General features: G+C 60.5%; 21 protein-coding genes. 15 read left to right on the top strand and 6 right to left on the bottom strand.

The window, feature by feature from the left end:
• Nucleotides 1–45: 45 nt before the first annotated feature.
• Nucleotides 46–987 carry a cation diffusion facilitator family transporter gene (locus tag G5S42_RS08265; protein ID WP_176106319.1) on the bottom strand — a complete coding sequence of 314 codons (942 nt, stop codon included), beginning with the start codon at nucleotides 985–987 and terminating at the stop codon, nucleotides 46–48.
• A gap of 210 nt (nucleotides 988–1197) precedes the next feature.
• Between G5S42_RS08265 and G5S42_RS08260 the strand changes: the two genes are divergently transcribed.
• Both G5S42_RS08260 and benC read left to right on the top strand, forming a co-directional pair.
• Entirely contained in the window at nucleotides 1198–1683 is a 486-nt protein-coding gene (locus G5S42_RS08260) for an SgcJ/EcaC family oxidoreductase (protein WP_176106318.1), read from the top strand.
• Between the two features lie 191 nt (nucleotides 1684–1874).
• Nucleotides 1875–4448, top strand: coding sequence for a benzoate 1,2-dioxygenase electron transfer component BenC (benC, locus tag G5S42_RS08255; protein ID WP_176106317.1), 2574 nt, complete (start codon nucleotides 1875–1877; stop codon nucleotides 4446–4448).
• Here benC and G5S42_RS08250 read toward each other — a convergent pair.
• The gene (locus tag G5S42_RS08250) at nucleotides 4445–5350 is read right to left on the bottom strand and encodes a helix-turn-helix domain-containing protein (RefSeq protein WP_018437509.1); all 906 of its coding nucleotides are present in this window, start codon (nucleotides 5348–5350) and stop codon (nucleotides 4445–4447) included. The genes benC and G5S42_RS08250 overlap by 4 nt on opposite strands.
• 111 nt (nucleotides 5351–5461) lie before the next feature.
• Here G5S42_RS08250 and G5S42_RS08245 point away from each other — a divergent pair, with 111 nt between their 5' ends.
• Genes G5S42_RS08245 through G5S42_RS08235 form a run of 3 tightly spaced genes read left to right on the top strand, consistent with a single transcriptional unit; the run spans nucleotide 5462 to nucleotide 8355 of the window.
• Nucleotides 5462–6295 (top strand): SDR family NAD(P)-dependent oxidoreductase, encoded by an 834-nt coding sequence (locus G5S42_RS08245; RefSeq protein ID WP_176106316.1) that lies wholly within the window; start codon nucleotides 5462–5464, stop codon nucleotides 6293–6295.
• Nucleotides 6296–6316: 21 nt separating this feature from the next.
• Complete coding sequence (locus G5S42_RS08240) at nucleotides 6317–8026, top strand: FAD-dependent oxidoreductase (protein WP_176106315.1); 1710 nt, start codon at nucleotides 6317–6319, stop codon at nucleotides 8024–8026.
• Complete coding sequence (locus G5S42_RS08235) at nucleotides 8020–8355, top strand: NIPSNAP family protein (RefSeq protein ID WP_176106314.1); 336 nt, start codon at nucleotides 8020–8022, stop codon at nucleotides 8353–8355. Before G5S42_RS08240 ends, G5S42_RS08235 begins: the two co-directional genes overlap by 7 nt.
• Nucleotides 8356–8766: 411 nt before the next feature.
• Here the strand turns inward: G5S42_RS08235 and G5S42_RS08230 are convergent, their stop codons facing one another.
• A complete protein-coding gene (locus G5S42_RS08230; RefSeq protein ID WP_176106313.1) occupies nucleotides 8767–9522 on the bottom strand; it encodes a TetR/AcrR family transcriptional regulator in 756 nt (251 codons plus the stop codon).
• Here G5S42_RS08230 and G5S42_RS08225 point away from each other — a divergent pair.
• From G5S42_RS08225 to adhP, 9 genes are all read left to right on the top strand, one after another.
• Nucleotides 9512–9649, top strand: coding sequence for a hypothetical protein (locus G5S42_RS08225; RefSeq protein WP_176106312.1), 138 nt, complete (start codon nucleotides 9512–9514; stop codon nucleotides 9647–9649). The two genes, G5S42_RS08230 and G5S42_RS08225, sit on opposite strands and share 11 nt — an antisense overlap.
• Nucleotides 9650–9837: 188 nt before the next feature.
• Nucleotides 9838–10908 carry a VOC family protein gene (locus G5S42_RS08220; protein ID WP_176106311.1) on the top strand — a complete coding sequence of 357 codons (1071 nt, stop codon included), beginning with the start codon at nucleotides 9838–9840 and terminating at the stop codon, nucleotides 10906–10908.
• A 34-nt stretch (nucleotides 10909–10942) separates the two neighbouring features.
• Nucleotides 10943–11899, top strand: coding sequence for a fumarylacetoacetate hydrolase family protein (locus G5S42_RS08215; protein ID WP_176106310.1), 957 nt, complete (start codon nucleotides 10943–10945; stop codon nucleotides 11897–11899).
• Nucleotides 11896–13875, top strand: a complete 1980-nt coding sequence (locus G5S42_RS08210) for an acyl-CoA synthetase (RefSeq protein ID WP_176106309.1) — start codon at nucleotides 11896–11898, stop codon at nucleotides 13873–13875. Before G5S42_RS08215 ends, G5S42_RS08210 begins: the two co-directional genes overlap by 4 nt.
• 580 nt (nucleotides 13876–14455) lie before the next feature.
• A complete protein-coding gene (locus G5S42_RS08205) occupies nucleotides 14456–15193 on the top strand; it encodes an OmpW/AlkL family protein (protein ID WP_176110430.1) in 738 nt (245 codons plus the stop codon).
• Between the two features lie 225 nt (nucleotides 15194–15418).
• The gene (locus G5S42_RS08200) at nucleotides 15419–18397 is read left to right on the top strand and encodes a molybdopterin-dependent oxidoreductase (protein ID WP_176106308.1); all 2979 of its coding nucleotides are present in this window, start codon (nucleotides 15419–15421) and stop codon (nucleotides 18395–18397) included.
• An 11-nt stretch (nucleotides 18398–18408) separates the two neighbouring features.
• Nucleotides 18409–19272, top strand: a complete 864-nt coding sequence (locus G5S42_RS08195; RefSeq protein WP_176106307.1) for a 4Fe-4S dicluster domain-containing protein — start codon at nucleotides 18409–18411, stop codon at nucleotides 19270–19272.
• Nucleotides 19273–19309: 37 nt separating this feature from the next.
• Nucleotides 19310–19969, top strand: a complete 660-nt coding sequence (locus G5S42_RS08190) for a TetR/AcrR family transcriptional regulator (protein WP_312883541.1) — start codon at nucleotides 19310–19312, stop codon at nucleotides 19967–19969.
• Nucleotides 19970–20071: 102 nt separating this feature from the next.
• A complete protein-coding gene (gene adhP / locus G5S42_RS08185; RefSeq protein ID WP_176106305.1) occupies nucleotides 20072–21097 on the top strand; it encodes an alcohol dehydrogenase AdhP in 1026 nt (341 codons plus the stop codon).
• Between the two features lie 472 nt (nucleotides 21098–21569).
• Here the strand turns inward: adhP and G5S42_RS08180 are convergent, their stop codons facing one another.
• From G5S42_RS08180 to G5S42_RS08170, 3 genes are all read right to left on the bottom strand, one after another.
• The gene (locus tag G5S42_RS08180) at nucleotides 21570–23294 is read right to left on the bottom strand and encodes a cytochrome c biogenesis protein DipZ (RefSeq protein ID WP_176106304.1); all 1725 of its coding nucleotides are present in this window, start codon (nucleotides 23292–23294) and stop codon (nucleotides 21570–21572) included.
• 170 nt (nucleotides 23295–23464) lie between these two features.
• Nucleotides 23465–24223, bottom strand: a complete 759-nt coding sequence (locus G5S42_RS08175; protein WP_176106303.1) for an alpha/beta fold hydrolase — start codon at nucleotides 24221–24223, stop codon at nucleotides 23465–23467.
• 88 nt (nucleotides 24224–24311) lie between these two features.
• Nucleotides 24312–24617, bottom strand: a complete 306-nt coding sequence (locus G5S42_RS08170) for a putative quinol monooxygenase (RefSeq protein WP_176106302.1) — start codon at nucleotides 24615–24617, stop codon at nucleotides 24312–24314.
• A gap of 108 nt (nucleotides 24618–24725) precedes the next feature.
• Between G5S42_RS08170 and G5S42_RS08165 the strand changes: the two genes are divergently transcribed.
• A complete protein-coding gene (locus G5S42_RS08165; RefSeq protein ID WP_176106301.1) occupies nucleotides 24726–25685 on the top strand; it encodes a GlxA family transcriptional regulator in 960 nt (319 codons plus the stop codon).
• Nucleotides 25686–25727: the final 42 nt, after the last annotated feature.

Genomic DNA, 25727 nt, shown 5'->3' with positions numbered 1-25727 from the left:
TCAAGCAAGCGGCGCGCCACGTGTCGCCGGTGCTGTGCATCGTTGCTAGAGCGGGGCTCGGCCATGTTCTCGCAATTCGGGCTCGAAGAATATCCATCGAGCGGTTGGAAAGCGCTCCTTCAATTCGTGCTCGATGCGGTCGATCGTGCGCACCATCTCGTTTGCATTGTCGTGCGGTTCGAGTTCGGCCTGAATCGCAACCACCAGATCCTCCGACCACTTCAAGGCGATCAGACTGACGATGCGACGGACTTCGCGGCGCTCGCTGAGCCACGCGCGCATCTCCTGGCGTATGCGCTGGTGCGCCGATTCACCCACGAGAAGCGATTGGATCTCGCGCATCGAGAACAGCGCCGTGGCCATCAGCACGATGCCGACGCCGACACTGCCGAGCGCATCGTAAAGCGGATTGCCGGTAAGAACCGTAATGCCGATCGCGATGAGGGAGACGAGCACGCCCGTTACCGCGGCGGCATCCTCGCTGACCGAGAGCATCACGGACGGCCTGCCGCTTTCCCTGAACCAGTTCAGTAGCCCGCCGGCGCGATGCCGCGGCTCGATCGTGCGAATGGAGGCTCTGAGAGCGACTGCCTCGATCACGCCGGACACGCACAACACGCCGATCGCGAGCAAGGGCTGTTCGAGCCGTGAGTAATGGATTGCTCGAAAGCCGCCGATCACCATCGACACAACGCCGCCGAAGATGAAAAGCTGCATCGCCACCAGCATTGCGTAGACATAGGTCGCGCGTCCGAAGCCGAGTGGATGTTGCTCGTCGGGCTCGGCTCGCGCGGCGCGGTGACCGACGAGCAGCGCAACCTGGTTCAGACAGTCGGCGCTGGAGTGTACGGCTTCGGCAAGTGCGGACCCCGAGTTGGTGTAGAACGCGACGGCGAACTTGCACACGGCGACGGCGATATTCGATGCGAGGGCGTAGTAGACCGCCCGTGGCGCAGATGATATGGGCCGCCCGGACCCGGCCCTCATGACCCTATCTCCTTGTTCAAATCGAAAACGGGCGATTCCCGACCTTGGAGATTGAACAGCAAAAAGCAGACCTCGAGACGCGAGACGCGAGACGCCTGTCGACTACAAGAGAGTCCAACCGATCACGCGTCCGTTGCAGTGTGCGAGCTGGAACGTTCCCATTGACCCTCTGTCACATCTATTGAGGAAGCTGACGAACGGAGACGCAACATGATTTCCCACGCGACGACTGCCGGCGATCAACCGAACCGGCCGACACTGAGTGCCGACGCATCCGCAACGCGGCAGGCAAGCGACGCGGTCGCGCGCTTCGTCGAGGAACTCCAGGCCGGCTGGGACCAGCATGACGCGGACCTGTCGAACCGCCACTTTGCCGCGGACATCATCTGGGGCAGCCCGTTCGGTGCATCTGTTCGTGGCTACGCGGAACTGCATCCGATCCATGCGCGATTGAAGCGATCCGGAAAGGGTGGCAATGCTTCCCGCTTCGAGATCGTCGGTGTTCTTGCGCCGGCTCCGGACGTGGCGGTCGCGCAAGTTCGGCGCGTAGCGCTCGGCCCGGACGGACAGGTGGCGGAACCGTCCGATGACCTCGCGGCGTCGTTCTCCGAGATGGCCCTTTACGTACTGGTGCGCCGGGACGGAGTGTGGTGGGTCGCGGCAGGGCAGAACACGCCCATTCGGCCCGCTCCATAGCGTGACGACGGGACGCTTGCGGGCTTCATATCGGCCTTCCGGTGGCTTTTTCGTCTTATATTCCCCCTTTCCTGGATGCAGGTTTTGTCCTGCTAAATAGAAGGTCTGTCCGTTGAGCATGTGACAATTTGGCCCTACAGTGCGTCTACTAAAAACAGTCTGACCGTTCGGTTCAGCACACGGAGCGCACTATGGTCTATCAGATCACCCTCAATTTTGAAGACGGCGTAACTCGGCTTATCGACTGCGAACAGGGCGAGCGCATTACCGACGCCGCGATTCGCGCCAAACTCAATATTCCCCTCGATTGCCGTGACGGCGTGTGCGGTACCTGCAAGGCCGTATGCGAATCCGGCGAATACACGACGGGTGACTGCACGGATGAAGCCATCAGCGCGGAAGAGCTGGCCCAGCGCAAAGTCCTGACCTGCCAGATGAGCCCGAAGTCCGACTGCGTGATCCAGATCGCGTCGAGCTCGACAGGCAAGAGCGCTCGCATGCACCAAGGCCGTCTGACGTCGATCGAGCGCGTTTCGGAAAGCACCATTGCATTCGCCGCCAAACTCGAAGACCGAGTTGGTCTCGAATTCAAGGCCGGTCAATACGTGAACGTGACGGTTCCGGGCACGGATCAGACCCGCAGCTACTCATTCTCCTCGGGGACCCAAGACCGTGACGTCTCGTTCCTGGTGCGCAATGTGCCGCAAGGCCTGATGTCCACGTGGCTCGCCGAGAAGGCGAAGGTCGGTGCTGCGATCGAGTTCAAGGGTCCATACGGCGGTTTCTATCTGCGTGAAATCGGGCGTCCGGTTCTGATGCTGGCCGGTGGCACGGGGCTCGCACCGTTCCTGTCGATGCTTGACGAGGTCCTGAAGAGCGGCGGCAGCAAGTATCCGATTCACCTGATTCTGGGCGTGAATACGGACAACGATCTGGTGTGCGTTGATCAACTCGAAAGATACGCAAAGCAGATCCCCGGTTTCACGTACGCAACGGTCATCGCGGACAAGACGAGTGCTCACCCGCGTAAGGGTTGGGTCACCGATCACATCGAGGCCGCTCACCTCAATGACGGCGAAGTCGACATCTACCTGTGCGGGCCGCCCGCGATGGTCGATGCAGTAAGCAAGTATCTCAAGGACCAGAACGTGAATCCCACGAGTTTCCATTATGAAAAATTCGCTACGGCAGCGCCTGCACAAGCTGCTGCTCCGGCTGCGGCTTCTGTAGTCGTATCGCAAGCGGTGGATGTGCCCGTTTCGACCTCGGACGCGGCCAGGGCTCTCGAACTGGGCTTGCTGCTCGGTCGCCTGAACGCAGATCAGATCCAGAAGTTCGGGGCCTTCGCTGCGGCACAGAAGGCGCTGGTTCAAGCAACGGGCGATGATCAGCTGGTCAAGCTGTACGCAGAATTCGCACAAGACGATTTCGTGATGAAGGCGCTGGCCAAGCACGTGAAGCATGATTCCGGGGCTATGTCGGCTCTGGCTGAAGAAGCCAAGGCCGGTGGTTGCCCGTTCCACGCGATGATCGACCAGGCGCCGGCGACCGCGCTCCCCCCATACTCGCATGAATTGAAGTGGCCCGAGGGTATGGAGCCGTTCAAGGTCGTTGACGACGGTTCGCAGGGCGACCCCTACGCTCACTACGAGTGGATGCGTGAAAACGCGCCGGTTCTGCGCTGCCAGTCCACGACGTCCGACGTCTGGTTCATCTCGCGTTACGAAGACGTGTTCAAGGCCGTCCGTAACACGAAGCTGTTCTCGTCGGAAGTGGTGAAGCCGGTGCCGCTTACGTTCCTCACGCTGTTTGACGGTGAAGCACACTCGCGTCTGCGCACGATTCTGCAACCGTCGTTTACGCCGCTGGCAATCGATCCGTTTGTTGAAGCGGTGACCGCACGTGCCAACGAACTGCTGGATGCGATGATCGCCAAGGGCGGTGGCGACGTGGTTCAGGACTTCTCTATTCCGCTGTCGATTCGCACGATTTCGGCCATGCTGGATGTTCCGGCAGAAGACGAAGAGAAGATGAAGTTCTGGTCGGACGAAACCTTCTCGTACTTCGGGCGTATTGCACGTAACGCGCTGGGCACCGGTACCGATGAGCAGAGTGCTAATGATTTTTGGGAATACCTCCGCGTCCAAATGCTGAAGCTCATGGACACGGACAGCCAGTCGATTGGCGCGCACATCGCACGCATGTGGAAGGACGGGCTGCTCAGCGAGAAAGAGGCAAAGGAGCTGTGCTCGTTCGTGTTCATCGCCGGTCACGACACGACGACTATCCTGGTGGCCAACGCGTTCCGTATGATGGCCGAGCAGCCGCACCACCTCGAACGACTGCGCGCCAACATGGACGACTGCGAGAAGTTCGTGGAAGAGACGGCACGCTATCGTGGCACTGTTCAACGCGTGTCCCGCGTGACGACCGCTGAGACGACGGTCGCCGGCGTTCACATCCCGAAAGGTTCGATCATCCGACTGCTGCTGTCCTCGGCCAACCGTGACTCGCGCAAGTTCCCGGACGGTGAGACGTTCAACATCGACCGCGATAACGAAGCACACATGGGCTTCGGAAACGGGATGCACAAATGCCTGGGTATGCCGCTGGCGAAGCTGGAGACGCTGCTGTCGGTGCGTGCGCTGGCACAGAAAGTGGGTTCGATCTCGCTCGATGCCACGAAGGAAATCAAGTACGTGCGTGGCAACAACTTGACGAACTCGGGACCGGAGCACCTGTTTGTCAAGCTCACGGGGCGCTAACCCAGCAGGAATCGCTCCTGGGCAGTAGAACGATACTCGGTTGGCCGTTCTCCCACCTGTTTGCGGAAGAAACGGCCGAAGTAGGCTTCATCCTGGAATCCTAGTTCGTTGGCGATTTGCTTCACGCTCATCGTTGAATAGCCGAGTAGTCGTTTTGCTTCATGGATAGAACGTGCGTCGATAGCCTCGATCGCTGAAGTACCAAATGCAGCATGGCAGATTCGGGAAAGTTGGCCCGTGGTTACGCCCATGTCTTTGGCGTACTCACCGACTGCCCGACGTTCCCGACAGTGCTTGTCGAGTAGGGCGCGGAATTTTTCAATTCTGTCGGCCAGTGTTCGTTGCTCGGGATTCGCAGCCAGTTTCGCACTTTCGCTAAGACGTCCGACCTTAACGAATAAAGCGATCATCCGTGCAGCACCCGCAGCGAGCTGCCAACGCGCGTCTACCAGCGTCTCTTGTCGGATCGATTGAAAAACGGTCTCTAGCGGGGTGCCCTTGTCAAGGTTGAGTATTCCCGACAGAACTGCCGGAGTTCGAACGAATTCCAGTAGATCTGGGGCCAAGGCCATGATCACGGATTCGAGTGCTGGCTGAGCCGCCGTAACAACGTGTCCCTCAATGTCGTTCGCGAAGTGGAAGTTATGCACCGATTGTGCAGGGACCGCGATGAGGCAGGGGGCCTGAAATGTCCAGGTCCTGCCGTCAATCGAGGTCTCTCCACCACCGTGGGTGATGTATAGAACCTGGATGAGGGCACGGTGGACGTGAGGCTTGATTTCGAAGTCAAAAAGACTGGCACGTAGTGAGATAGGCTCGTAATGAACCATATCGTCATGAGGGGCATTGCTCTCCGCTCCGTAGAGCACGAAGTTCGAAATCGCATTTTGCTCCTGTTGCACAGTTTGTCCTGTTATTTGAATGGTTTCTCCATTATCACATAGTTGGCCTGCGTGTCAAATGGCGGAGCGATTCTCTATAGAAGTAACCTTTCCAAAAAGTTGGGTATCCATATGAGTCAAGAAATCCAGAATCCGGTGCAGCCTGGGCTGCACCTGAATGGCAAGATCGTTGTCGTGACGGGCGCAGGCTCGGGTATCGGTGCCGGCATCGCACAGGCGTTCGCGCGCGTGGGGGCCCACGTTGCTCTCGTGGATAAAAACTTCGAAGGTGCGAAGGCCGTAGCCTTGTCGCTGCGTGATGAGGGTCTGGTTGCATTGCCGTTCGCTTGCGACGTATCGGATGAGAAGTCGGTAGCCGCTGCCGCTGACGATGTGCGTGCCACGATGGGTCCGGTCAACGCCCTGATCAACAATGCGGGCTTGCTCCGCGCAGGTTCGCTGGAAACGGTTTCGATCGAGGACTGGAATCTCTCACTGTCCGTGAACCTGACGGGCTATCTGCTGTGCGCTCGTTCGTTCGGCAAGGATATGCTGGCCGCAGGCAAGGGCAGCATCGTTCACGTGGCTTCGATCGCAGCGCTCAACCCGCAAACGAATAGCGGCTCGTATTCGCCGGGTAAGGCAGGTGTGCTCCTGCTCTCGCGTCAACTGGCGGCAGAGTGGGGCCCCCGTGGTGTGCGCTCGAACTGCGTGCTCCCGGGCATGATCCGTACTGCACTGTCGGCCAAGTTCTATGAAGAGCCGGGTTTCGAAGAGCGTCGTGCGCAAGTCGTGGCCTCGCGTCGTATCGGTGAACCGGAAGATCTGGCAGGACCCGCACTGTTCCTAGCCTCGGACCTCGCGGCCTACGTCAACGGCGCAGAGATTCTCACCGATGGCGGTCTGAACTGCATGCTCATGGACCAGGTTCCACGTCCTGGTTTCAACGCAGTGCCTGCAAAGTAATCAACAACAAGGAAGTCAGACATGACGAAGATAACTTGCGATTTGGTGGTCGTTGGTTCCGGTGCAGCCGGACTTGCTACGGCAATCACTGCAAAGAAGCGCGGCCTCAATGTTGTGGTCGTGGAAAAGGAAGCAGTGTTCGGTGGCACAACCGCACTGTCAGGCGGCGTTCTCTGGATTCCGCTCTCCCACTATGGCCGTAAGCAGAATCAGGCAGACTCGGTAGAGAAGGTCAAGCAGTACCTGCAGGAAGAAGCGGGCAAGAATTACGACGACGCTGCTGTCTCGTGCTTTATCGAGAACGGCGCGAAGATGGTGGACTTCTTCGAGAAGGAAACCGAGACGAAGTTCGTACCCACGATGTATCCCGATTACAACCCGCATAAGTCAGGTGGACAGGATATCGGCCGCTCGATTTTGGCCGCACCGTACGATATTCGTGGCCTCGGCAAGGACATGAATCGTCTGAAGCCGCCGCTCGAAACGATCACGTTCATCGGCATGATGTTCAATTCGAGCAATGCCGACCTCAAGCATTTCTTTCAGGCAACGAAGAGCTTCAAGTCATTCTGCTACGTGGCAAAGCGTCTGGCCACACACGTCAAGGAACTGACGCTCTATCGTCGCGGCATCAACGTCACGAGTGGTAATGCGCTGGCCGCACGGCTCGCGGCCTCGGCGCTGAAGCTCGGTATTCCGATCATGACCTCGACGCCGGTTCGTGGTTTGCTGACCGAAAATGGCAAGGTCACGGGCGTGCACGCTGTGGGCTCGGACGGTGAAGTCCAGATCGTGGCAAAGCACGGTGTCGTGCTCGCAGCAGGCGGGTTCCCTCACGACCCCAAGCGACTGGCCCAAGTCTACCCGCACGTCAAGAATGGGGGCACCCACTTGAGCCCGACGCCGGAAAGCAATACCGGTGACGGCGTCAACATGGCCGAGAAGGCTGGTGCGGCACTGGGTATGGGCTATGCCGACGCCAGCGCATGGATGCCGGTGTCGAAGGTGCCGCTCAGTGGTGGTCGTACCGGCGTGTTCCCGCACCTGCTGGACCGCTACAAGCCTGGCATTATCGGTGTGCTGTCCAATGGCAAGCGCTTCACCAACGAATCAAATTCGTACCACGACGTTGGTGCAGCACTGATGCGTGCATGCGAAGGCAAGCGTGAAACCGCGATGTGGCTCATCTGCGACAAGGATGCGCTGGCGAAATACGGTCTGGGCTACGTCAAGCCTGCACCGATGCCGACCGGTGGTCTGATCAAGAAGGGCTACCTGATCAAGGGCAAGACCCTGCGTGATCTGGCGAAACAGTGTGGTATCACCGCGGACACGCTGGAAAAGACGGTCGCTGAATACAACAAGGGCGCGGTCGTCGGCCAGGATATGCAATACGGTCGCGGCACGACGGCGTTCAACCGCTATCTGGCTGACCCGGAAAACAAGCCGAATCCGTGTGTCGCACCGGTCCAAAACGGTCCGTTCTACGCGGTCAAGGTGCTGATGGGCGACCTCGGCACGTTCGACGGTATCGAAACTGCGGTCACGGGCGAAGTGCTGCGTAAGGATGGTTCGCAGATCGCAGGTCTGTACGCAGTGGGTAACGACCGCAAGTCAATGATGGGCGGGGCTTATCCGGGCGCTGGTATTACCCACGGTCCGAACATGACGTTTGGCTACGTCACGGGCAACACGATTGCAGACAAGGTGAATGGGAAGGGCGCATGGTAAATCTCGCAAAGCCGCTGGTCGATCACCGGACGTACACGATCGCACTTCGCAAGATGCCGGAGTTTCTGGAGGTGTTCAATCGATTGGCCATGCCGATTCTGCTCGAAACGCTGGGCCATCCTTTGGGTTTCTGGACATCGATGGTTGGGCCACAGAATCAGTTCACCCATTTGTGGGGCTATGAGGATCTGGCCGACTACGAGCGCCGTTGTCGAGCCCGTGACACACACCCGGACTTTCCCAAGTATCTGGCGGCGTCGGGCCATCTGATTGCCGCGCAAACGACCCAGCTTATTCGCGCTACATCGATGCCCGGCGTCGCAAAATAACAGCATTGCAGCTGGGGCCTAGTGAAGCGATAAGGTATGCGATTTATTAATGGACGAGTCCAGGCTGGGCCCCGGTATAACTTAGGTGAAGCGTTGCGGTTTCCGTTCGGCCCGTGCACCATGGTGCGCGTACACCATCCATGAGGCCGCTGCTTGCGATTGCAACAACCATGAGATCGCACTGTGCTGTCCGCAATTCGCACGCTGCACGGGAACAGGGCAGTTACACGCTTTGAGGAATGAGTCGGTGCGAACGGCGGGGGAACATGCATGCCTTCGCTTTATCTGCTGGTTGCCTCGCTGATTTTTCCGTCGACGCAGAATGCGATCCGGCTCATATGCTCAGCGCTTCGCGAATCAGCGAGGTATCACTGCGAGACGCTCGACAACCACGGCCGGGACACTATCAACTCAGCCCTGATCGACGGCTTCCTCGACGGCGGGCAACGGACGCGTAGCGATCTTTTCCGCCTCCGCGCGCTTCAGCCCGAGCGTTTGCAGCAACATCGCTGCCGTGCGCTCGGGAAAATGCTCGCCGCTAAAGCCCAGTTCTGTCAGCACGCCCGCCGCGCTCGCGCCCGGCACGACGAAGTTCAACTCGGCGGCGATGGCACACAGAACCGTGCCGCCCACTGCAAGAAATCCGATAAACGGGTCCGCCACGACGAACCGCTTCGCCGCAATCCCGCTGCCGATGTCGCGCAGCAGTCGCTGACCGAGTCCGCGGCTCATTGCGCGCGCAGAAAACCCTTCACGTATCAGAAAACGTCCCCACACGGGATCATGCCGCGCCCGAAGGACCGTATGGCGCACCGAGACGGCGACTACTTCTGCGGGGTCGGAAACGCCGCCTGTAAGGCGATCGAGCATGTTCGCGAATTCTTCAAACACGTTGTCGACGAGCGTCGCATAGATCGCTTCCTTCGATTCAAAGTGGTTGTAAAACGAGCCGAAGCCCACGTCGGCGGCCTCCGTGATTTCGTTGATCGCCACGCCCTCCATGCCCTTTTCGGCCACCAGCCTGAGAGCAGCGTCGAGCAGACGGGTTCGCGTCTCGCGCTTGCGACGTGCACCGCGCGGCTCCCGTTCTTCGGCAACGGGTACGGGGGCGACGCACGCCGCAACGGTGGAACGCTTGCCTGCCCGGCGATTTGTCGTGTTGGTCATCGTGATTGCCGATCTGGACATACCGCGCAGTATAGATTTGAATCTCTATATTGACAAAAACATCAGCGATGAGTTTAATGTCATCAAAGGCCTCGACGAGCCGATTCCACCAGAACCGATGGAGTGATCATGGAGACAGCAGCCAGAAGCGGTGCCGCCCCGCGGCGTTGGCATTGCGCCGCCCGCGCGCCGATGCGGGCATCCGGACCCGCTTTCGATAGCGCGTCGGCGAAGCATCTATTGCGGTTCGATCCTGCCGCCGATGCGGCAGGTTTCAAAGTCGAATCGGCCATTGCGACAGAGTGAGGTTCCGACATGAAACTGACTACTGCACAGCCCGCTCGTCATCCTCATCCAACTGCAAAAGCGACCGCATTGGCCTATCTGGTATTCGAGCGACCGGACCTCGAACAAGCGGAGCGTTTTCTCAACAACTTTGGGCTTCGAACGGTATCGCGGGACGAGGCGCTGCTCCTTCTGCGCGGGACAGACGCTTCGCATTTTTGTTATGTGGTGCGTAGGGCGTCGAAAGCGCGGTTTGTAGGGTTCGGCCTGCAAGTCGGCAGCCGCGAGGAGCTTGATGCGCTGGCGAAGCTGCCGGGCGCGTCCGAGGTAGAAAACTCCGCGCTACCGGCCGGCGGCTGCGTGGTGCGGCTGACAGACCCTTCCGGTTTCGCTATCGATGCGATATGGGGCCAGGCGCCCGCGTCAGCGTTGCCGCACCGCCTGCCGTTGCCATTCAATTCCGTCGACGCCACCGTTCGCGTCAACGATACGCAGCGACCGCCCGAGCGGGCTCCAGAGGTCATCCGGCTAGGGCATGTCGTACTGGAACTCGCCGACTTTCAGGAAACCTGTGCCTGGTACACGCGGCACTTCGGGTTCATCCCGAGCGACGTACAAGTGCTTCCCGACGGCTCGCCGGCGGTCGCATTCATGCGTCTCGATCTTGGCAGCAACCCGGCCGATCATCACACGCTAGCGCTTGCTCAGGGATTCGCCGCGACCTACAGCCATAGCGCTTACGAGCTCATCGACGCGGACGCGGTCGGTATGGGCCAGCGCGTTTTGCGCGACAGTGGCTGGACGCACGCGTGGGGGATCGGCCGACATATCCTCGGCAGCCAGATTTTCGACTACTGGCGAGACCCGTGGGGCGACAAGCACGAACACTATTGCGACGGCGACCTGTTCACGTCCGATGAGCCGACGGGAATCCATGCCGTGAGTCGCGAGGCAATGGCTCAGTGGGGGCCGACCATGCCGCGCAGCTTCACGAAGCCCAGATTCACGCCCGCGAGCATTGTGATTCTATTCAGAAACTTGCGTCGCAGCCCTGACCTGACTCTGAGCAAGCTGCGAACGCTGGCAAAGATTTTCGCCTGAACCAGGCATCCCTACTGATCCGGAGAATTGAACAATGGCACTTCACGTCCTGCATTATCTTCATCATGGCCGTGCCCAGTGGGGCGTGGTCGCAGAGGGCGCCATCACGCCGATTCCAGGCGAATACGAGTCGACCGCCGCGTTCATCGAGGCCAATCCGGTCGAGCGACTCATGATACTCAGCGGGCCGTCAATTTCCGAATCGGAGGTGCAGTGGCTGTCGCCCGTGACCGCCAACCAGCAGTTCATCTGCCAGGGCGCGAATTATCGCCAGCATATGATCGAGTCCGGCATGGATCCGGACGTCAAGAAGTTCAACATGATTTTCACGAAGGCACCGAGCTGCATCGTTGCGGCGAACTCGGCCGTCGTGAAACCACACGCGGTGCGATTCCTCGACTATGAGATCGAGCTCGGTCTCGTGCTCAAACGAGACATCACATCCGGTGAAACAGTCACCGAGGAAAACCTTCACGAGTACATTGCGGGCGCTGTGATCGTCAACGACTATTCAGCACGCGATATCCAGATTCCGCAGATGCAGTTTTACAAGGGCAAGAGCTACCGGACATTTGGCCCTGTCGGTCCTTACCTCTGCCTGCTCGAGAAGCACGACATTCCGAAGCTGAAAGAACTCGTGCTGACGCTGACGGTCAACGGAACCGTCCGCCAAAACGACACGACTGCTGGCCTTGTCTATGGCCCGGCAGAGACCCTGACTGAGCTTTCCCGTGTGCACGACCTCCGCACAGGTGACCTGCTCGCAACCGGCACACCATCTGGATGTGCGCTGAGCATTCCTTCGCCGGAGAAGCAGCGCGCTGCGGCGCAGTTGCCCGAAGAAGAAAAATGGCGGCTTTTCCTGAAGATGCAGGAGGACAGGCCTCAGTATCTTCAGGTTGGAGACGTTGTCGAGGCATGGATTGTCAGCCGCGACCGCTCCATCAATCTTGGCGTGCAGCAAAACGTCGTTGTTGAAGAGGCAGTATGAAAGACGCCGTAAAAGGACAGGATGTTCTCGCTATCGAAGCATCGGGACAACTGCCGGAGCTTCCGTCGAGCACCTACGAAATGATCTGCAGGGGCGCTGCCATCAATCCATCGGCGCCCGCGCTTTCCTTCTTTCGAACAGCCGATGACTATGCCAGCCCGGAGTGCTGGACGTACAGCGACCTGTTGCGTGATATCAGGCGCACTGCAAACATGTTTTCGCGACTGGGCGTGGAAAGGAACGCCGTCATCGCCTATGTGCTGCCGAATCTGCCTGAAACGCACTTCGTGATCTGGGGGGGCGAAGCGGTGGGCATTGTCTGCGCGATCAACCCGCTGCTTGAACGCGAAGCCATCGGCGAGTTGTTGAAGGCATCGGGTGCCAGCGTGCTCGTAACGCTCGCGCCGTTCCCCGGGACTGAACTATGGCAAAAAGTGCAAGCGGTTTTGCACCACGTCCCCGCCATAAAAGATCTGGTGCTCGTTAATCTGGCCGATCGGATACCGGGAGAAAAAGGATTAGAAGCCCGGATCCTGCAACGCGGCGAAACTGCAAGCCTGCATGGCAAAGGCGGCGTGCGCAGCGCGGTTCCAGCGCAGATCCGGGTCCATGATTTTGGCATCGCAATAGCGAACGAGTCAGGAATATCGCTCGACGACTCGCCCTCGGCGCGGATCGACGATATCTCGTCCTGCTTCTGCACGGGCGGCACCACGGGACTGCCGAAGATCGCGATGCGCCGGCACCGCAACGAGGTTGCCAATGCGTGGAACACGGGGCGGTTTCTCGGCGAAAGCATCGGTCCGGGCAAAACGATATTTTGCGGACTGCCGCTATTTCATGTGAATGCCGTGATGGTGACAGGTCTGCTGGCGTTTTCGCGCGGCGCTCATGTCGTTCTCGGCACGCCGCAAGGATATCGCGGCGACGGTGTTGTAAAGCGCTTCTGGGAAATCGTTGAACATTACCGCATCAATTTCTTCAGCGGGGTGCCAACGCTCTATGGGTCACTGCTCGAAGTTCCTGTTGGCGAGCACGACATCAGCTCGCTCGAGTATGGGCTGTGCGGTGCCGCGCCGATGCCAGTCGAATTGCTTCGCAATTTCGAGCATCGCACGGGGATCCAAATCCTCGAAGGCTACGGACTCACTGAAGGCGCCTGCGTGAGCAGCGTTAATCCACCGCTTGGCGAACGCAGGGCGGGCTCGATTGGCCTTTGCGTTCCGGGTCAGGCAATGAAGGTCGTGGTGGCCGATGAGGCCGGCCGGTATACACGCGATTGCGCGGCAGATGAAGTCGGGCAGCTGGTGATCTCCGGACCGAATGTGTTCGTTGGATATTCCAGGCCAGAGCAGAACAGTGGGATCTGGATGGAACTCGGCGACGGCGAACGTTGGCTCAATACCGGCGATCTCGGGCGCCGCGATGCCGACGGGTACTTCTGGCTAACGGGCCGGAAAAAGGAGTTAATCATCCGGGGCGGCCACAACATCGACCCTGCGGCTATCGAAGAAGCCTTGCATCGTCATCCGGCGGTACAGATCGCCGCCGCGGTGGGCCGGCCCGACGCGCATGCGGGCGAGTTGCCGGTTGCCTATGTCCAGCTCAAACCAGGCGTCACGACAACCGAAGCGGAACTGGCCGCATTCCTGCGCGCCAGCATCAGCGAGCGGGCTGCGCTTCCTAAGGCAATCCGCGTCATCGATACGATGCCGCTGACAGGCGTCGGCAAGATCTACAAGCCGGCGCTGAAATGGCGAGAAATGGCGGACGCATTGCGATCCGCACTCGTTGAAGCCGGCATCAACGATGCAGCGGTGAGCATCGTCGAAGACAGCGCTCGCGGGCTGACGGCTCATATCGAGCTTAACAGCGCCGAGCTCGAAGGACTGGCGCGCGCGACGGTCGGGCGCTTTCCATTCGGTTTTTCGCTGTCCGTCGCGGCGAGCCCGGGCGGTAACGCGGGTCACGCCTAACCGCCAGTGGCATGGGTTGTCGAGCCAGAGCAGTGGCTTTGGGTTGGAGAGGAAGATGGGTACTGAATCGGAAATGACTTTGCGATCGCTTGTTGAAAAATGGCTCGGGCCAGTTTCGGCAACGCCGCTGCGGATTACCCGATCGGGCGCGCGCAGTCGAATAAGGGAGTCTACGTACACATCGAAGTGGTTCTGCCGGGGCAAAGGGTTGGCCTGTTTTTCTTCCGGCACTCCGATGGTTCGTGGCGGGTGTTCCCGCCGGAGGCTGCGCGCCCGTCAATTCGGTTTCACTGACATATCGGGTTATCGAGAGCGCGTCGGAATTTCACGCCAGGTATAGACCTGTAACCGGACGCTTCTGCTGGAGGCACGAAGAAGAAGCGCGGTGGATGGCATCAGCAGAGACGTGAAGGCGCGTCATTTCACTTAGTACGACTGCATAAAAAGCGGGCGTGATGTGATTCGATGCAATCGAATGAGAGCTATGCCGACGCTAGGCCGTCACGGGCGCCCCAAGCAGCGCCCTGAGCGGTAGGCGACAAAAAAAGTATTCAGCCAATGAGACAGGAGAAGACACTTGATGAAAGACAGGAGAACGGTTCGATCCGCTGGTTTTGCGGTGTGCCTCTGTGCGGCCGCGCTTGCTGGTAATGCGAACGCCCAGACGGCTGGGAGCTTTACCGTGGCGACCGGATGGCTCCACGTCGCGCCACAGAGTAGTGCAACGCCGCTGACCGTGGAAAGCGTGGGTGGGATGACAGTGAACCAGCAACTGCCCGGTACTGGGGCGCACGCGACGTCCACGGACACAATTGGGATCACGACCGAGTACTACGTCACCGACCACATCGGCGTTGCGACGCTCATCGGGCTCCCACTGACGGTGGATCTGGTCGGGGATGGCGCGCTCGCGAAGTATGGCACTCTGGGCTCGACGCGGCCGATTCCGCCCGCGCTTGTCTTTCGATATCACCTGCTTTCCGCCCAGTCAAAGTTCCGTCCTTTCATCGGGCTGGGCGTGAACTATACGTGGTTCACCCAGGTGCGTACGACTAACAGCCAATTTGTCACTGACAGTCTGGGACCGGGTGGCTCGGCGCACGCATCCCTCAGTTCGTCCTGGAATCCGGTATTCGAGATCGGGGCTTATTACGCGATGACGAACCACTGGTCAGTAGGAGCCAGCGTCGGTTACGTTCCCGTAAAGACTCACCTTACGCTGGACGGCACAACGGCTAATGGGACGCAAATCGTTTCGAAATCGACGATCCGTCTCAATCCGGTAAATGTTTTCCTGAATGTCGCTTATACCTTCTAGCCCGCAAGGACAGCATTTCAGGCGCCGGACACGGCGGAATACGTTCAACCAGTTTTGAGGTTCAAATGCACAACAAAACGAGGAAATGCGATCATTCGATACACGCTAATGACGCCCCGATGGACGTAACGCTGCGGCGTACGGTTCCGGTTGCGCGCGTGGGAATAATGGTTGTGCAAGCGCTTTGGCCATCTCCTGCTTCAATGTTTCATCTCGGGTGAAACCATGAAGCGACAAGTGCTCAAATCGATTCTGTTCGCGCTGCCCAAAGTACTCGACCTGACGGCACGCCGCTTTCCCGCCTATCGTCAGCGCCTCAAGGAGCGGGACATCGTCGCCCAGATTGGGCTGATGGACCGGAGCCTCGGCCGCGTCGTCGAAATCAGGAACGGTCGCATCCGATCGCGCGCTTGCACAGGTTGGCAAGCCGACGTGAGTATTCTGTTCAAAGACGTCGGCACGGCCCTGAAATTCCTTTCCCCACGGCAGGACCATGCTGAAATCATTCATGCGGCAAAGAACTTCAAGGTGGTGACGGAAGGCGACGATGAACTGCTGGTGTGGTTCATGCAAACGCTCAGTATGATGCAAACCATTGGACTGCCGATGGGCACGCCAATGCGGGACGGCACACGCCGGTACACGACCTGCACGAACGGTGGCCCATTGTTCGTGTACGTGAAGGATGGTCGCATCATTCGGGTGACGCCCATCGATCTGGACGGCAAGGACGCCGCCAGCTGGGAAATCGAGGCGCGCGGGCGCCGCTTCAGCCCACCACGGCGAGGTCTGGTCGCGCCGCACGCATTGGCGATCAAGTCGCTTGTCTATTCCGACAAACGGATTCTTCGTCCGTTGAAACGCGTTGACTTCGACCCTGATGGCGAGCGCAATCCGCAGAACCGCGGCAAGTCGGGCTACGTGCCGATCAGCTGGGACGAGGCGCTGGACATCGTCGCGAAAGAAATCAACCGGCAGAAGCGTGTTCACGGTCCCGGCTCGATTACGTTCCCCATGTCGTCGCATCATCAGTGGGGGAACGTCGGCTACTACCTCAGCGCGCTCACCCGCTTCGCCAATCTGATTGGCTTCACGCGGGTTGCCGCGAATCCGGACAGTTGGGAAGGCTGGTACTGGGGTGCGATGCATCACTTCGGCAATTCGATGCGCGTCGGTGTGCCGTCAGGCTATGGCGGCATTGAAGACTGCCTGAAGGAGGCGGAAATGATCGTCTTCTGGTCTTCCGATCCGGAAAGCACTAACGGGGCGTATGCGGGCTTCGAGGGTACGCCGCGGCGCCTGTGGGCCAAAGAACTGGGCATCGAGTTCGTGCACATCGACCCACACTGCAATCCGACCTCGCAGTTGCTGGGCGGGCGTTGGATTCCCATTCGACCGCAAACCGATGCAGCTCTCGCGACCGCGATCATGTACGTTTGGGCCGTGGAGGGTTTATACGACGAGGACTACGTTGCCAACCGCACGACCGGCTTCGACGAGTGGCGCGCCTATCTGCTGGGCGATACGGACGGCGTGCCGAAGACGCCCGAATGGCAGCAGTCCGAGACCGGCGTGCCCGCGAAGGATGTGCGGGCGCTCGCTCGCCTGTGGGGAAAAAAGAAGGTCTATCTCTCTGTTGGCATGACAGGCGCGGGTTTCGGCGGGGCAGGACGCGGCGCGACCGGGGCGCAATGGGCGCGCTGCATGATCATGATGATGGCGATGCAGGGATGGGGTAAGCCGGGCGTCAATTTTGGGTGTCTGCAGTTGGGTGCTCCGCACGACCTCCACTTTTATTTTCCCGGCTACGCGGACGGTGGGATGTCTGGCGACCTCGCATGGACCGCCAATGCCGTCAACAACTATCAGCGCATGCCGCACATCCTGACGATGAATCCCGTCAAACAGATGGTCCCGCGGCAGCAGCTACCCGATGCCATCATCAACGGCCATGCGACAGGATACCTGTGGGACGGTATGTCTCAGGAAGCGCAGTTCGCGCCGTTCAGCTACCCGATGCCGGGCTATTCACCGATCCACATGATCTATCGCTATGGTGGCTCTTCTTTCAGTACCGTCACGAAGTCCGGACGCTGGGCCGATGCTTATCAGCATTCCAGCATTGAGTTCGTGGTGAACCAGTCGATCTGGATGGAAGGGGAGGCGCAGTTCGCCGACATCATTCTGCCGGCCTGCACGTCGCTCGAGCGATGGGACATCGGCGAGTGGTCGAATTCGGGCGGCTATGCGCATCATGGCTTCAACACCGTCAATCATCGCATGGTGACGATGCAGCACAAATGCATCGAGCCTTTGGGCGAATCCCGCTCGGACTACGATATCTTCGCCGCGATTCTGACCCGTCTTGGCCTGGGCGGCGTGTTCACCGAGGGCTGCGGCGAACTCGATTGGGTCAAGCGGGTATTCGAATCGTCGGATCTGCCGGATCACGTTTGTTGGCGCGAATTCTGCCGCAAGGGCTATTTCGTCGTACCGTCTGAAAAGCCCGAACTGCGCCATCCGGTGGACATGCGTTGGTTCGCGGAAGGTCGTCGCAAGGATTTGCAGGAACCGCATCCCATGCCGTCGCAGTATGCCGAAAAGTTCGGCATGGGGTTGCAGACGCCGAGCGGCAAGCTCGAGTTCATACCCGAGTTGCTGAAGCGGCACACCGCCGACAACCCCGAGCGGCCCGCACTGAACAGGTATATCCCGTCGTGGGAAGGTCTGCGCTGCGAGCGGGCCGGGCGCTATCCGCTGCAATTAATCGCAACTCACAGCCGCTACAGTTTTCATACCCATTGCGACGGCAAAAATTCGTCAGTCAACAGCGTCGAGGATCATCGTGCGCTGATCGGCGGGCATCGCTTCTGGCTGCTGAGGCTCGGGTTCGCAGACGCGGCCGCGCGGGGCATTGCTCATCGTGACCTCGTCAAGGTCTACAACGACCGCGGCGCCGTAATCTGTGCGGCTGATGTATCCGCTCTGTTGACCCCAGGCGTCGTCAAGTCATACGAGGCGAGCGCGGAATTCCAGATGATCGAAGTGGACGGCGAACGTGTCGAGATTGGCGGCTGCATGAACATGCTCACGCCCGACCGCTCGCAAACGGCAGGCACCAGCAGCATGAGTCCGAACTCATGCCTCGTGCAGGTCGAAAAATGGAAAGGCGCCGATGCGTTCCTGCTCGGTCGTGCAGCGTGAGGAGAAACGCCATGAGCAAGTGGAATCTGGTTATCAAGGTCGGGCGCTGCGAAAACTGCCAGAACTGCGTGATCGCAGCTCGCGACGAGCACGTTGGCAACGAGTTTCCCGGTTACTCGGCACCGGCTTCGGCCGATACCGAAAGCAGCATTCGCATCATGCGCCGCGTACAAGGCGATTCGCACATGGTCGAGACGACGTACCTGCCAGTGATGTGCAACCACTGCGACGACGCACCATGCATGCGTGTAGGCGGCGACGCCATTCGCAAGCGCGCCGATGGCATCGTCATCATTGATCCGGACAAGGCGCGGGGCAGAAAGGACATCGTCAAGGCCTGTCCATACAAGGCGATCGTATGGAATGAAGCATTGCAACTGCCGCAGACATGGATCTTCGACGCCCATCTGCTGGATCAGGGTTGGCAGCACCCGCGATGCGAACAGTCCTGCCCAACGGGCGTTTTCGAAACCGTCAGGCTCGATGACGCCGCGATGGCAGAGAAGGCAAGACGGGAAGGACTCAAGGTTCTGGAACCGAGACTAAAAACCAGTCCGCGCGTCTGGTACAGCGGCCTCGATCGTTGGGAAACCTGCTTTATCGGCGGCAGTGTCAGCGCGCAGGTGGGGCAGGTCGTCGAGTGTGTCGCTGATGCGGCCGTTGCGTTGTACTGGTGCAATCGGAAGGTCGCCGAAACCGTCACCGACGCGTTCGGCGACTTCCGGTTCTCGCGGCTCATCAAAGATAGCGGCCATTATCGGATCGAGATTCGTCATGCGCTGGGCAATGCGTCGCGCGAATGCGTGTTGGGCGAGAGCGTGTATGTCGGCGAGATCGGCCTCGTTCAGTCGACGAATGCGGTTGAGGTCGACTGATGCCGGCGCTGTGTATCCATCCATGAGACCGGTACGCGTGACACGCGCATGCAAAAAAGAGCAGACCCGAGAGCGCCTGCTCGACGCAGCGCGCCGTTCGTTCATCGAGCGGGGCCTGGCAGCGACGAGTGTGGAACACATCGCCGAGGCGGCCGGTTACACGCGTGGCGCCTTCTATTCAAACTTCAGCAGCCAGCTGGAACTGCTACTCGAATTGCTGCAACGCGATGTAGAAAAGACGTGTGCGGACTGGCAGGCGATCATCAAATCGCCTGGCGCGCCGGACCAGGAAAAGGGTCGCGCACTCGCGCGTCTGAGTTGCGCTGAATTCGACAATGATTGCTTCCCGCTGTGGGTCGAAGCGGGCCTCCTTTCGTCCCGCGATAGCACGGTTCGGGAGCGGGTCACCGGGCTGCGGCAAAAGAAGCTGGCGAAGCTGGCTGCGTGTCTGTGCGCAGGCGCGCGTCCAGGCGACGGCGGCTGGCCTGCTCAACCTGAAGCGCTCGCGGCGGCCCTCCTCAGCCTCTGCGACGGCATGCGTTTCTTCCGGCTGTGCAATCCGGAAGGAATGACGGACGATTCGATTCGAGCCATTTTGGCGGCCTTGTTTTCCTGCACTTCGTCTGGTCCGGTACTGGAGAATCTTGAGTCGCCGGATGATGCCGGTGCAACGGTCCGCTTCCACTTACGCTCTTAGATCAATACGTTAGGGCGGGTCGTTTACATTGATCTATCGCAAAGCATTAGCGGGCCTGGCGAGGATACTCGTGAGAATCACAAACTCACTGAGGAGCGACTGATGGCTCAATTCATGAAAGCTGCGGTAGTCCATGCCTTCGGCGAGCCGCTGCGGATAGAAGAAGTGGCGGTTCCTGCGCCCGCTGCGGGTCAGATTCTCGTCAACGTGAAGGCGTCCGGGGTCTGCCACACCGATCTTCATGCCGCCGATGGTGACTGGCCGGTCAAGCCTCGCCTGCCGTTCATCCCTGGTCACGAGGGTGTCGGATATGTCGCGGCGATTGGCGCGGGAGTCACGCACGTGAAGGAAGGCGACCGCGTTGGCGTGCCGTGGCTCTATACCGCATGCGGTCACTGCGAATACTGTCAGACGGGCTGGGAGACGCTTTGCCACGAGCAGCAGAATACCGGCTATTCCGTGAACGGCAGCTACGCCGAATATGTGGTCGCCGATCCGGACTACGTAGGTCATCTACCGAACGGGGTCGCGTTTGACGAAATCGCGCCGATCCTCTGCGCCGGGGTCACCGTATACAAAGGCATTCGGGTCACGGACACCCGGCCCGGTCAGTGGATCGCCATCTCGGGCATCGGCGGCCTCGGTCATGTCGCGGTCCAGTACGCCGTCGCGATGGGCCTGCATGTCGTTGCCGTGGATGTCGCGCCCGACAAGCTGGAACTTGCGCGCAAACTCGGTGCGCAAATCACCATCGACGCCTCGACGTCCGATCCTGCCAGCGAGGTCCAGAAACAGATCGGTGGCGCACATGGCGTTCTCGTGACCGCTGTCTCGCGCGGTGCGTTTGCGCAAGCGCTCGGCATGGTGCGTCGCGGCGGTACCGTCGCGCTGAACGGCCTGCCGCCCGGCGACTTTCCGCTGCCGATTTTTTCCACGGTACTGAATGGCATCACGGTTCGCGGTTCCATCGTGGGCACGCGTCGCGACCTGCAGGAATCGCTCGATTTCGCGGCCGACGGAAAAGTGCGCGCACATATCCACCATGAGCGGCTAGAGAACATTAACGAAGTGTTCACCGCATTGCGCGAGGGCAACGTCGACGGCCGCATCGTACTCACTGAACTTTGAATGAGCCACTGCCTGGTGCCGATATCGCGCGCCGTGCGCGTCCAGTTGACGGTTCATCGCTGACCAAATGACCGACGGCATTGATCCACGTCAGCTGGGCTCGGTGCTGCACGAGTAGTCTTCACGAGTTGCACGTCAATCGGTGCGCGCGTGCGAGTCCTCCCGCGAGACAGCCGGGGCGACTGCGCGCGCCCTCAGCCAATGTCGCGCTGAAATGGGCCGCAGACCTTCCCAGGGGCGGAGGGCGACACCCGAAAATATATCTCCCAACCGACACGGCGCAATGCGCGGACCGACCGCCGTTCGCACGGCGTCATCCGGACGTTTGAGATCAGCTCAGCGACAGGAAGCTCGCGCGAACCTCGGGCGAGCACCCTTGTGGATGCTGCGAGGCGGCGAAGTTTCCACCCTGTGGGGAGGCGGTTACGGTGTGAAGGTGGGGGATGAGGCTCTTCTTGCGCCAAGGTGGGACTCAGCCGAACGTGAACGCGTAAGCCAGCACGCCCGGGTCGAGAAACGTGATTTCGAAGGTGCGTTCGCCGCTGCCATGGGCTTGCCGCACGAGCTGGTAGAGACGCTGCCCGGTGACCGTTCCGTTGCCATTCACATCGATGTCCGTGCCGCGGTCGGCACCTGGCGCCTTGCCGTCGATCAGCACGCGAAAGCGCACGGGCTGGCCGTCGCCGCCGGGCCCCAGCACCATATGCAAGTCACGGCCACGGAAGCGATAAACAATGCGTCCGTCAGGGCTGTCAAGCCGCGCAGTTTCGTCGCCCACCAACCAGCGCCCGTCGAGCGACCACTGGTTGACCTTCAGGGTCTGGGCCGCGTGATACGTGGCAGTCGCGTCCTGCGCCACCGGCCCACCGGCGAAGTTCTGTGCGCGTGCGTAGCCCACGTAGGTTTCCGGCGAGCGATTGGCATCGCCCGAGCTGGCGGCGGCCTGTGCGACCTGCGCGACCGGTTGCACGTAGCCGTCAGGCAGGTTCTTCTGGCCGGCCTCGGCGAGCAGCCGGCGGATCACGTCCTCGCTTTGCTTGTAGTCGCCCTCGCCAAAATGGTGGTGACGAATATGCCCCTGCGGGTCGATGAAGTAATGCGCAGGCCAGTACTCATTGCTGAAGGCCTTCCAGATGGTGTAACCGTTGTCGAGTGCGACAGGGTAGTTCACGCCCAGGTCCTTCACGGCGTGGGCGACGTTGCCCGGATCTTTCTCGAACGCGAACTCGGGCGCGTGCACGCCGAGCACCACCAGGCCGTAATCCTTGTACTTGTCAGCCCAGCCCCGCACGTACGGCAGCGAGCGGATGCAGTTGATGCAGGAGTAGGTCCAGAAGTCGACCAGCACCACCTTGCCGCGCAGCGACTGCGCCGTGAGCGGTGGGCTGTTGAGCCACTGGGTGGCGCCATCGAGCGCGGGCAAATCGCCTTCCACCGGCAGCGTATCGCCGGCCTTCACGGCGATCTGCACGAGAGGCGCAGGACGCGCCGCGTCGATCAGCTTCTGTTCGATGCCGCCCGTGCTGGCCAGCGACACGCGTGTCAGCAGCCCGGTATCCAGCCCCAGCGCGATGGTGGCCACACCCGCCAGCACGGGCACGCCAAGGGCGCGGCGCACCCATTCGCCCGCGCCCAGCGAACGCTTCATCAAGGCGAAGACGCGTCCGCCAATCAGCAGCGCCAGCGCGAGCGAGGTCGCCGCGCCCGCCGCGTAGGTGAGCAGCAACAACGTTGTCTGTACGCTGGCGCCTTTGAGGGCCGCACCCGTGAGCAGCAGGCCCAGGATCGGGCCCGCGCAGGGCGCCCACAGCAGCCCCGTGGCCACGCCCAGCCCGGCCGCCGAGAGTACCGAATCGTCCTGGCTCCCGGTGCGCTCGGTGAGCTTGTTGCCAAGCACCACGAACGGACGCGTGATCCATTCGGCGACGCGCTCCGACAGCAAGGTCAGGCCAAGCACGGCGAGCACGGCGAGGGCGACGAAGCGGCCGTACTGGTTGGCGCGCACGGCCCAGCCGCCGCCGACGGCGGCCAGCGTGGCGACCACGGCAAAGGTCAGCGCCATGCCTACTAGCATCGGCAGTCCATTGCGCGCGAACGGGCGGTCTGCTCGCGAAAATACGAAAGGTAGCACCGGCAGGATGCACGGACTCAGAATGGTCAATGCACCGCCGAGGTAGGCAAGGATCAGTAATAGCATGGTGGGGACATCCGGGAAGGGTTGTGGTCATGTGCCAAGCTGAGTGGCATGCACCTGCGATTGACGCGATTTGAGAACCACCGTGGCTATCTGTGATGGGGCGGGCCGACTGGCGACGTTGTCGGCGGTCGGCGCAAAGCCGACAGGTGCCCCATCGAGACGATCACCGGTCAGTTCGTCGACTTCGCCGCAGCCTCAATCACTCGCGCGACCGTGGCTGGCTGAGAGATAAAGACAGCGTGGCTTGCGCTCACCTCGGTCACCTTGGCACCCGAGCGCTGATACATCCAGCGCTGAAGCTGAGGGCTCACCATGTGATCCTGTGTAGTCAGGATGGCGTAGCTGGGCTTGGTTCGCCATGCCGCCACGGAGACCGGCGCGCCCAATGCTTTCTCGGCGAGTTGGTCCTGTGAGTCCGCCAGGAATTGCGCGTCCGAGGGCGAGACGTCCGCTGCGAAGTTCTCACGAAACTTCGCAGGCGGGAGGAAGAAATACTTATCCGGCGTCGCTCGCATCGCATCGTTGGGCGCGGCGAACTTTTGCAAAAGCTGGCCGCTGGCTTCGCCCGCATCGGGTTGCAGTGCGGCCACGTAGACGAGCGAGCTGACCTTCGGGTCCGCACCTGCCTCCGTGATCACGGAGCCGCCGTAGCTGTGACCGACCAGCACCACCGGGCCCTGCTGCTGATCAATGACGCGCCTGGCCGCATCGACGTCCTCGGCGAGGCCCGTGAGCGGTTCTTGCACGATCGCCACATGGTAACCATCCTTGACCAGGAGGTCGTGGACGGCCCGCCAGCCGGAACCATCCACCAGTGCGCCGTGGACAATGACAACATCTTTCGAGGCCGCCTTCGCCTCGGCGTGCGCCATCGCGGTGCCCAGGGCAATCAGGGCGGCAATGGCCAGTTTGTTTCGCAGTGCAGACATTTGAAGCTCCAAGGTTTTACCTAAGTGCCGTCGTTTCGCGCAATCGCGCTTGACGGGCGAGGATTGATCGGTGATGGCTAACCGCGAATCACGGCAGCCTGTTCTTCATAGCCAGAACGTCGATCGGTTCTAGCGACGGAGGGCTCGCAAGCATCTCGTCGACCCGAGCCATCAGGGCACCGGCCATGCTCCCGTGCAGGTGTGCCTGGCGATCCTCTTCGCTCGCAAAGGCGTCGAAGACGCCGAACGTCGTCGGTGACAGTCTGAGGGCGAACCAGATCGGTGTGGTCGCCTCCCGATTCGTGAGTTCGAGGCCAGTGTCGAGGAAGTCTGCGACCGCCTGCTCCTTGCCCGGCTTGGCTTCAAGTCGTACGAATAGCGCTTTCGTGATCATCTTTGCTCTCCAGTTCCGCGTGATCCATTCACCCGGTGAGCCAAACTTTACAAATGGAGCGCCTGGGAGAATACTGTCTCAATCGACAATTTTGGTATCAATCCCGCCATGCGAATATATGTCCTCGCGCTCGAGGGGGTGTTCGACACCGGCCTCACCACGGTGCTCGACGCCTTGACGACGGCCAACGAACTCGCGCGCGCGACGGGGATGGCCACACCGGGCTTCGATATCACCGTTGTAGGGATGCGCTCAGAAGTGCGCACCGCGCTTGGGCTGCAGGTTCCCGTCCGCGATATGAGAGATGCGGCCGCCCCGGACTGGGTCGTCGTACCCGCGCTCAACAGGACGACGACGGACCTGCTCGTGCCTTCGCTCGGCCGGGCCGACGTGATCGAAGCGCTAGGTGCATTGCGCTCGTGGCACCATGCCGGCGCCCATATCGGCGCTGCCTGCACGGGCACCTTCGTGCTGGCCGAAAGCGGCTTGCTCGACGGGGGCGAAGCCACCACCACCTGGTGGCTCTCGCCGGTGTTTCGGCAACGTTACCCGCGCGTGCATCTGGATGTGCATCGCATCGTGGTTCCCAGCGGCGACACAGTGACGGCAGGGGCCGCCCTGAGCCATCTCGACCTGGCGCTCTGGTTGATCCGCAACAACAGCCCGGAGCTTGCGGCGTTGGTGGGCAAGTACCTCGTATTCGATTCGCGACCCTCGCAGTCGGCCTTTGCGATCTCCGATCACCTGGCCCATTCGGACCCGCTCGTCGAGCGTTTCGACCGCTGGGTGCGCGAACACCTCGACACGGCCATCGCCCTTGACGACGTCGCGAACGCATTGGCTACGTCCACGCGAACGTTGACGCGGCGTCTGAATGAAGTGCTCGGTAAAACGCCCGTCGAGTACATACAGGATCTGCGGGTCGAGCGCGCCGTTCATCTGCTGAAAACGAGCAAGGACAGCGTGGATCGCATCGCCGAGCAGGTCGGCTACGCAGACGGCGTCACATTGCGGACGCTACTTCGGCGGCGGATAGGTAAGGGGGTCCGTGAGTTGCGGGGGTCGTGAGTCTTATCGACTATTGGAGTATGCGGTGGCCGTGGGCGCGTC

The organism is Paraburkholderia youngii (genome assembly GCF_013366925.1).
Lineage (GTDB): Bacteria > Pseudomonadota > Gammaproteobacteria > Burkholderiales > Burkholderiaceae > Paraburkholderia > Paraburkholderia youngii.
The sequence above is the reverse complement of the archived record's forward strand: the minus strand, read 5'-3'. Positions and strand labels throughout refer to the sequence as shown.

What these genes read in the sequence shown, in the direction of transcription:
- G5S42_RS08265 (WP_176106319.1), bottom strand. Translation starts at nt 987, where the DNA reads ATGAGGGCCGGGTCCGGGCGGCCCATATCATCTGCGCCACGGGCGGTC.
- G5S42_RS08260 (WP_176106318.1), top strand. Translation starts at nt 1,198, where the DNA reads ATGATTTCCCACGCGACGACTGCCGGCGATCAACCGAACCGGCCGACA.
- benC (WP_176106317.1), top strand. Translation starts at nt 1,875, where the DNA reads ATGGTCTATCAGATCACCCTCAATTTTGAAGACGGCGTAACTCGGCTT.
- G5S42_RS08245 (WP_176106316.1), top strand. Translation starts at nt 5,462, where the DNA reads ATGAGTCAAGAAATCCAGAATCCGGTGCAGCCTGGGCTGCACCTGAAT.
- G5S42_RS08240 (WP_176106315.1), top strand. Translation starts at nt 6,317, where the DNA reads ATGACGAAGATAACTTGCGATTTGGTGGTCGTTGGTTCCGGTGCAGCC.
- G5S42_RS08235 (WP_176106314.1), top strand. Translation starts at nt 8,020, where the DNA reads ATGGTAAATCTCGCAAAGCCGCTGGTCGATCACCGGACGTACACGATC.
- G5S42_RS08230 (WP_176106313.1), bottom strand. Translation starts at nt 9,522, where the DNA reads ATGACCAACACGACAAATCGCCGGGCAGGCAAGCGTTCCACCGTTGCG.
- G5S42_RS08220 (WP_176106311.1), top strand. Translation starts at nt 9,838, where the DNA reads ATGAAACTGACTACTGCACAGCCCGCTCGTCATCCTCATCCAACTGCA.
- G5S42_RS08215 (WP_176106310.1), top strand. Translation starts at nt 10,943, where the DNA reads ATGGCACTTCACGTCCTGCATTATCTTCATCATGGCCGTGCCCAGTGG.
- G5S42_RS08210 (WP_176106309.1), top strand. Translation starts at nt 11,896, where the DNA reads ATGAAAGACGCCGTAAAAGGACAGGATGTTCTCGCTATCGAAGCATCG.
- G5S42_RS08205 (WP_176110430.1), top strand. Translation starts at nt 14,456, where the DNA reads ATGAAAGACAGGAGAACGGTTCGATCCGCTGGTTTTGCGGTGTGCCTC.
- G5S42_RS08200 (WP_176106308.1), top strand. Translation starts at nt 15,419, where the DNA reads ATGAAGCGACAAGTGCTCAAATCGATTCTGTTCGCGCTGCCCAAAGTA.
- G5S42_RS08195 (WP_176106307.1), top strand. Translation starts at nt 18,409, where the DNA reads ATGAGCAAGTGGAATCTGGTTATCAAGGTCGGGCGCTGCGAAAACTGC.
- adhP (WP_176106305.1), top strand. Translation starts at nt 20,072, where the DNA reads ATGGCTCAATTCATGAAAGCTGCGGTAGTCCATGCCTTCGGCGAGCCG.
- G5S42_RS08180 (WP_176106304.1), bottom strand. Translation starts at nt 23,294, where the DNA reads ATGCTATTACTGATCCTTGCCTACCTCGGCGGTGCATTGACCATTCTG.
- G5S42_RS08175 (WP_176106303.1), bottom strand. Translation starts at nt 24,223, where the DNA reads ATGTCTGCACTGCGAAACAAACTGGCCATTGCCGCCCTGATTGCCCTG.
- G5S42_RS08170 (WP_176106302.1), bottom strand. Translation starts at nt 24,617, where the DNA reads ATGATCACGAAAGCGCTATTCGTACGACTTGAAGCCAAGCCGGGCAAG.
- G5S42_RS08165 (WP_176106301.1), top strand. Translation starts at nt 24,726, where the DNA reads ATGCGAATATATGTCCTCGCGCTCGAGGGGGTGTTCGACACCGGCCTC.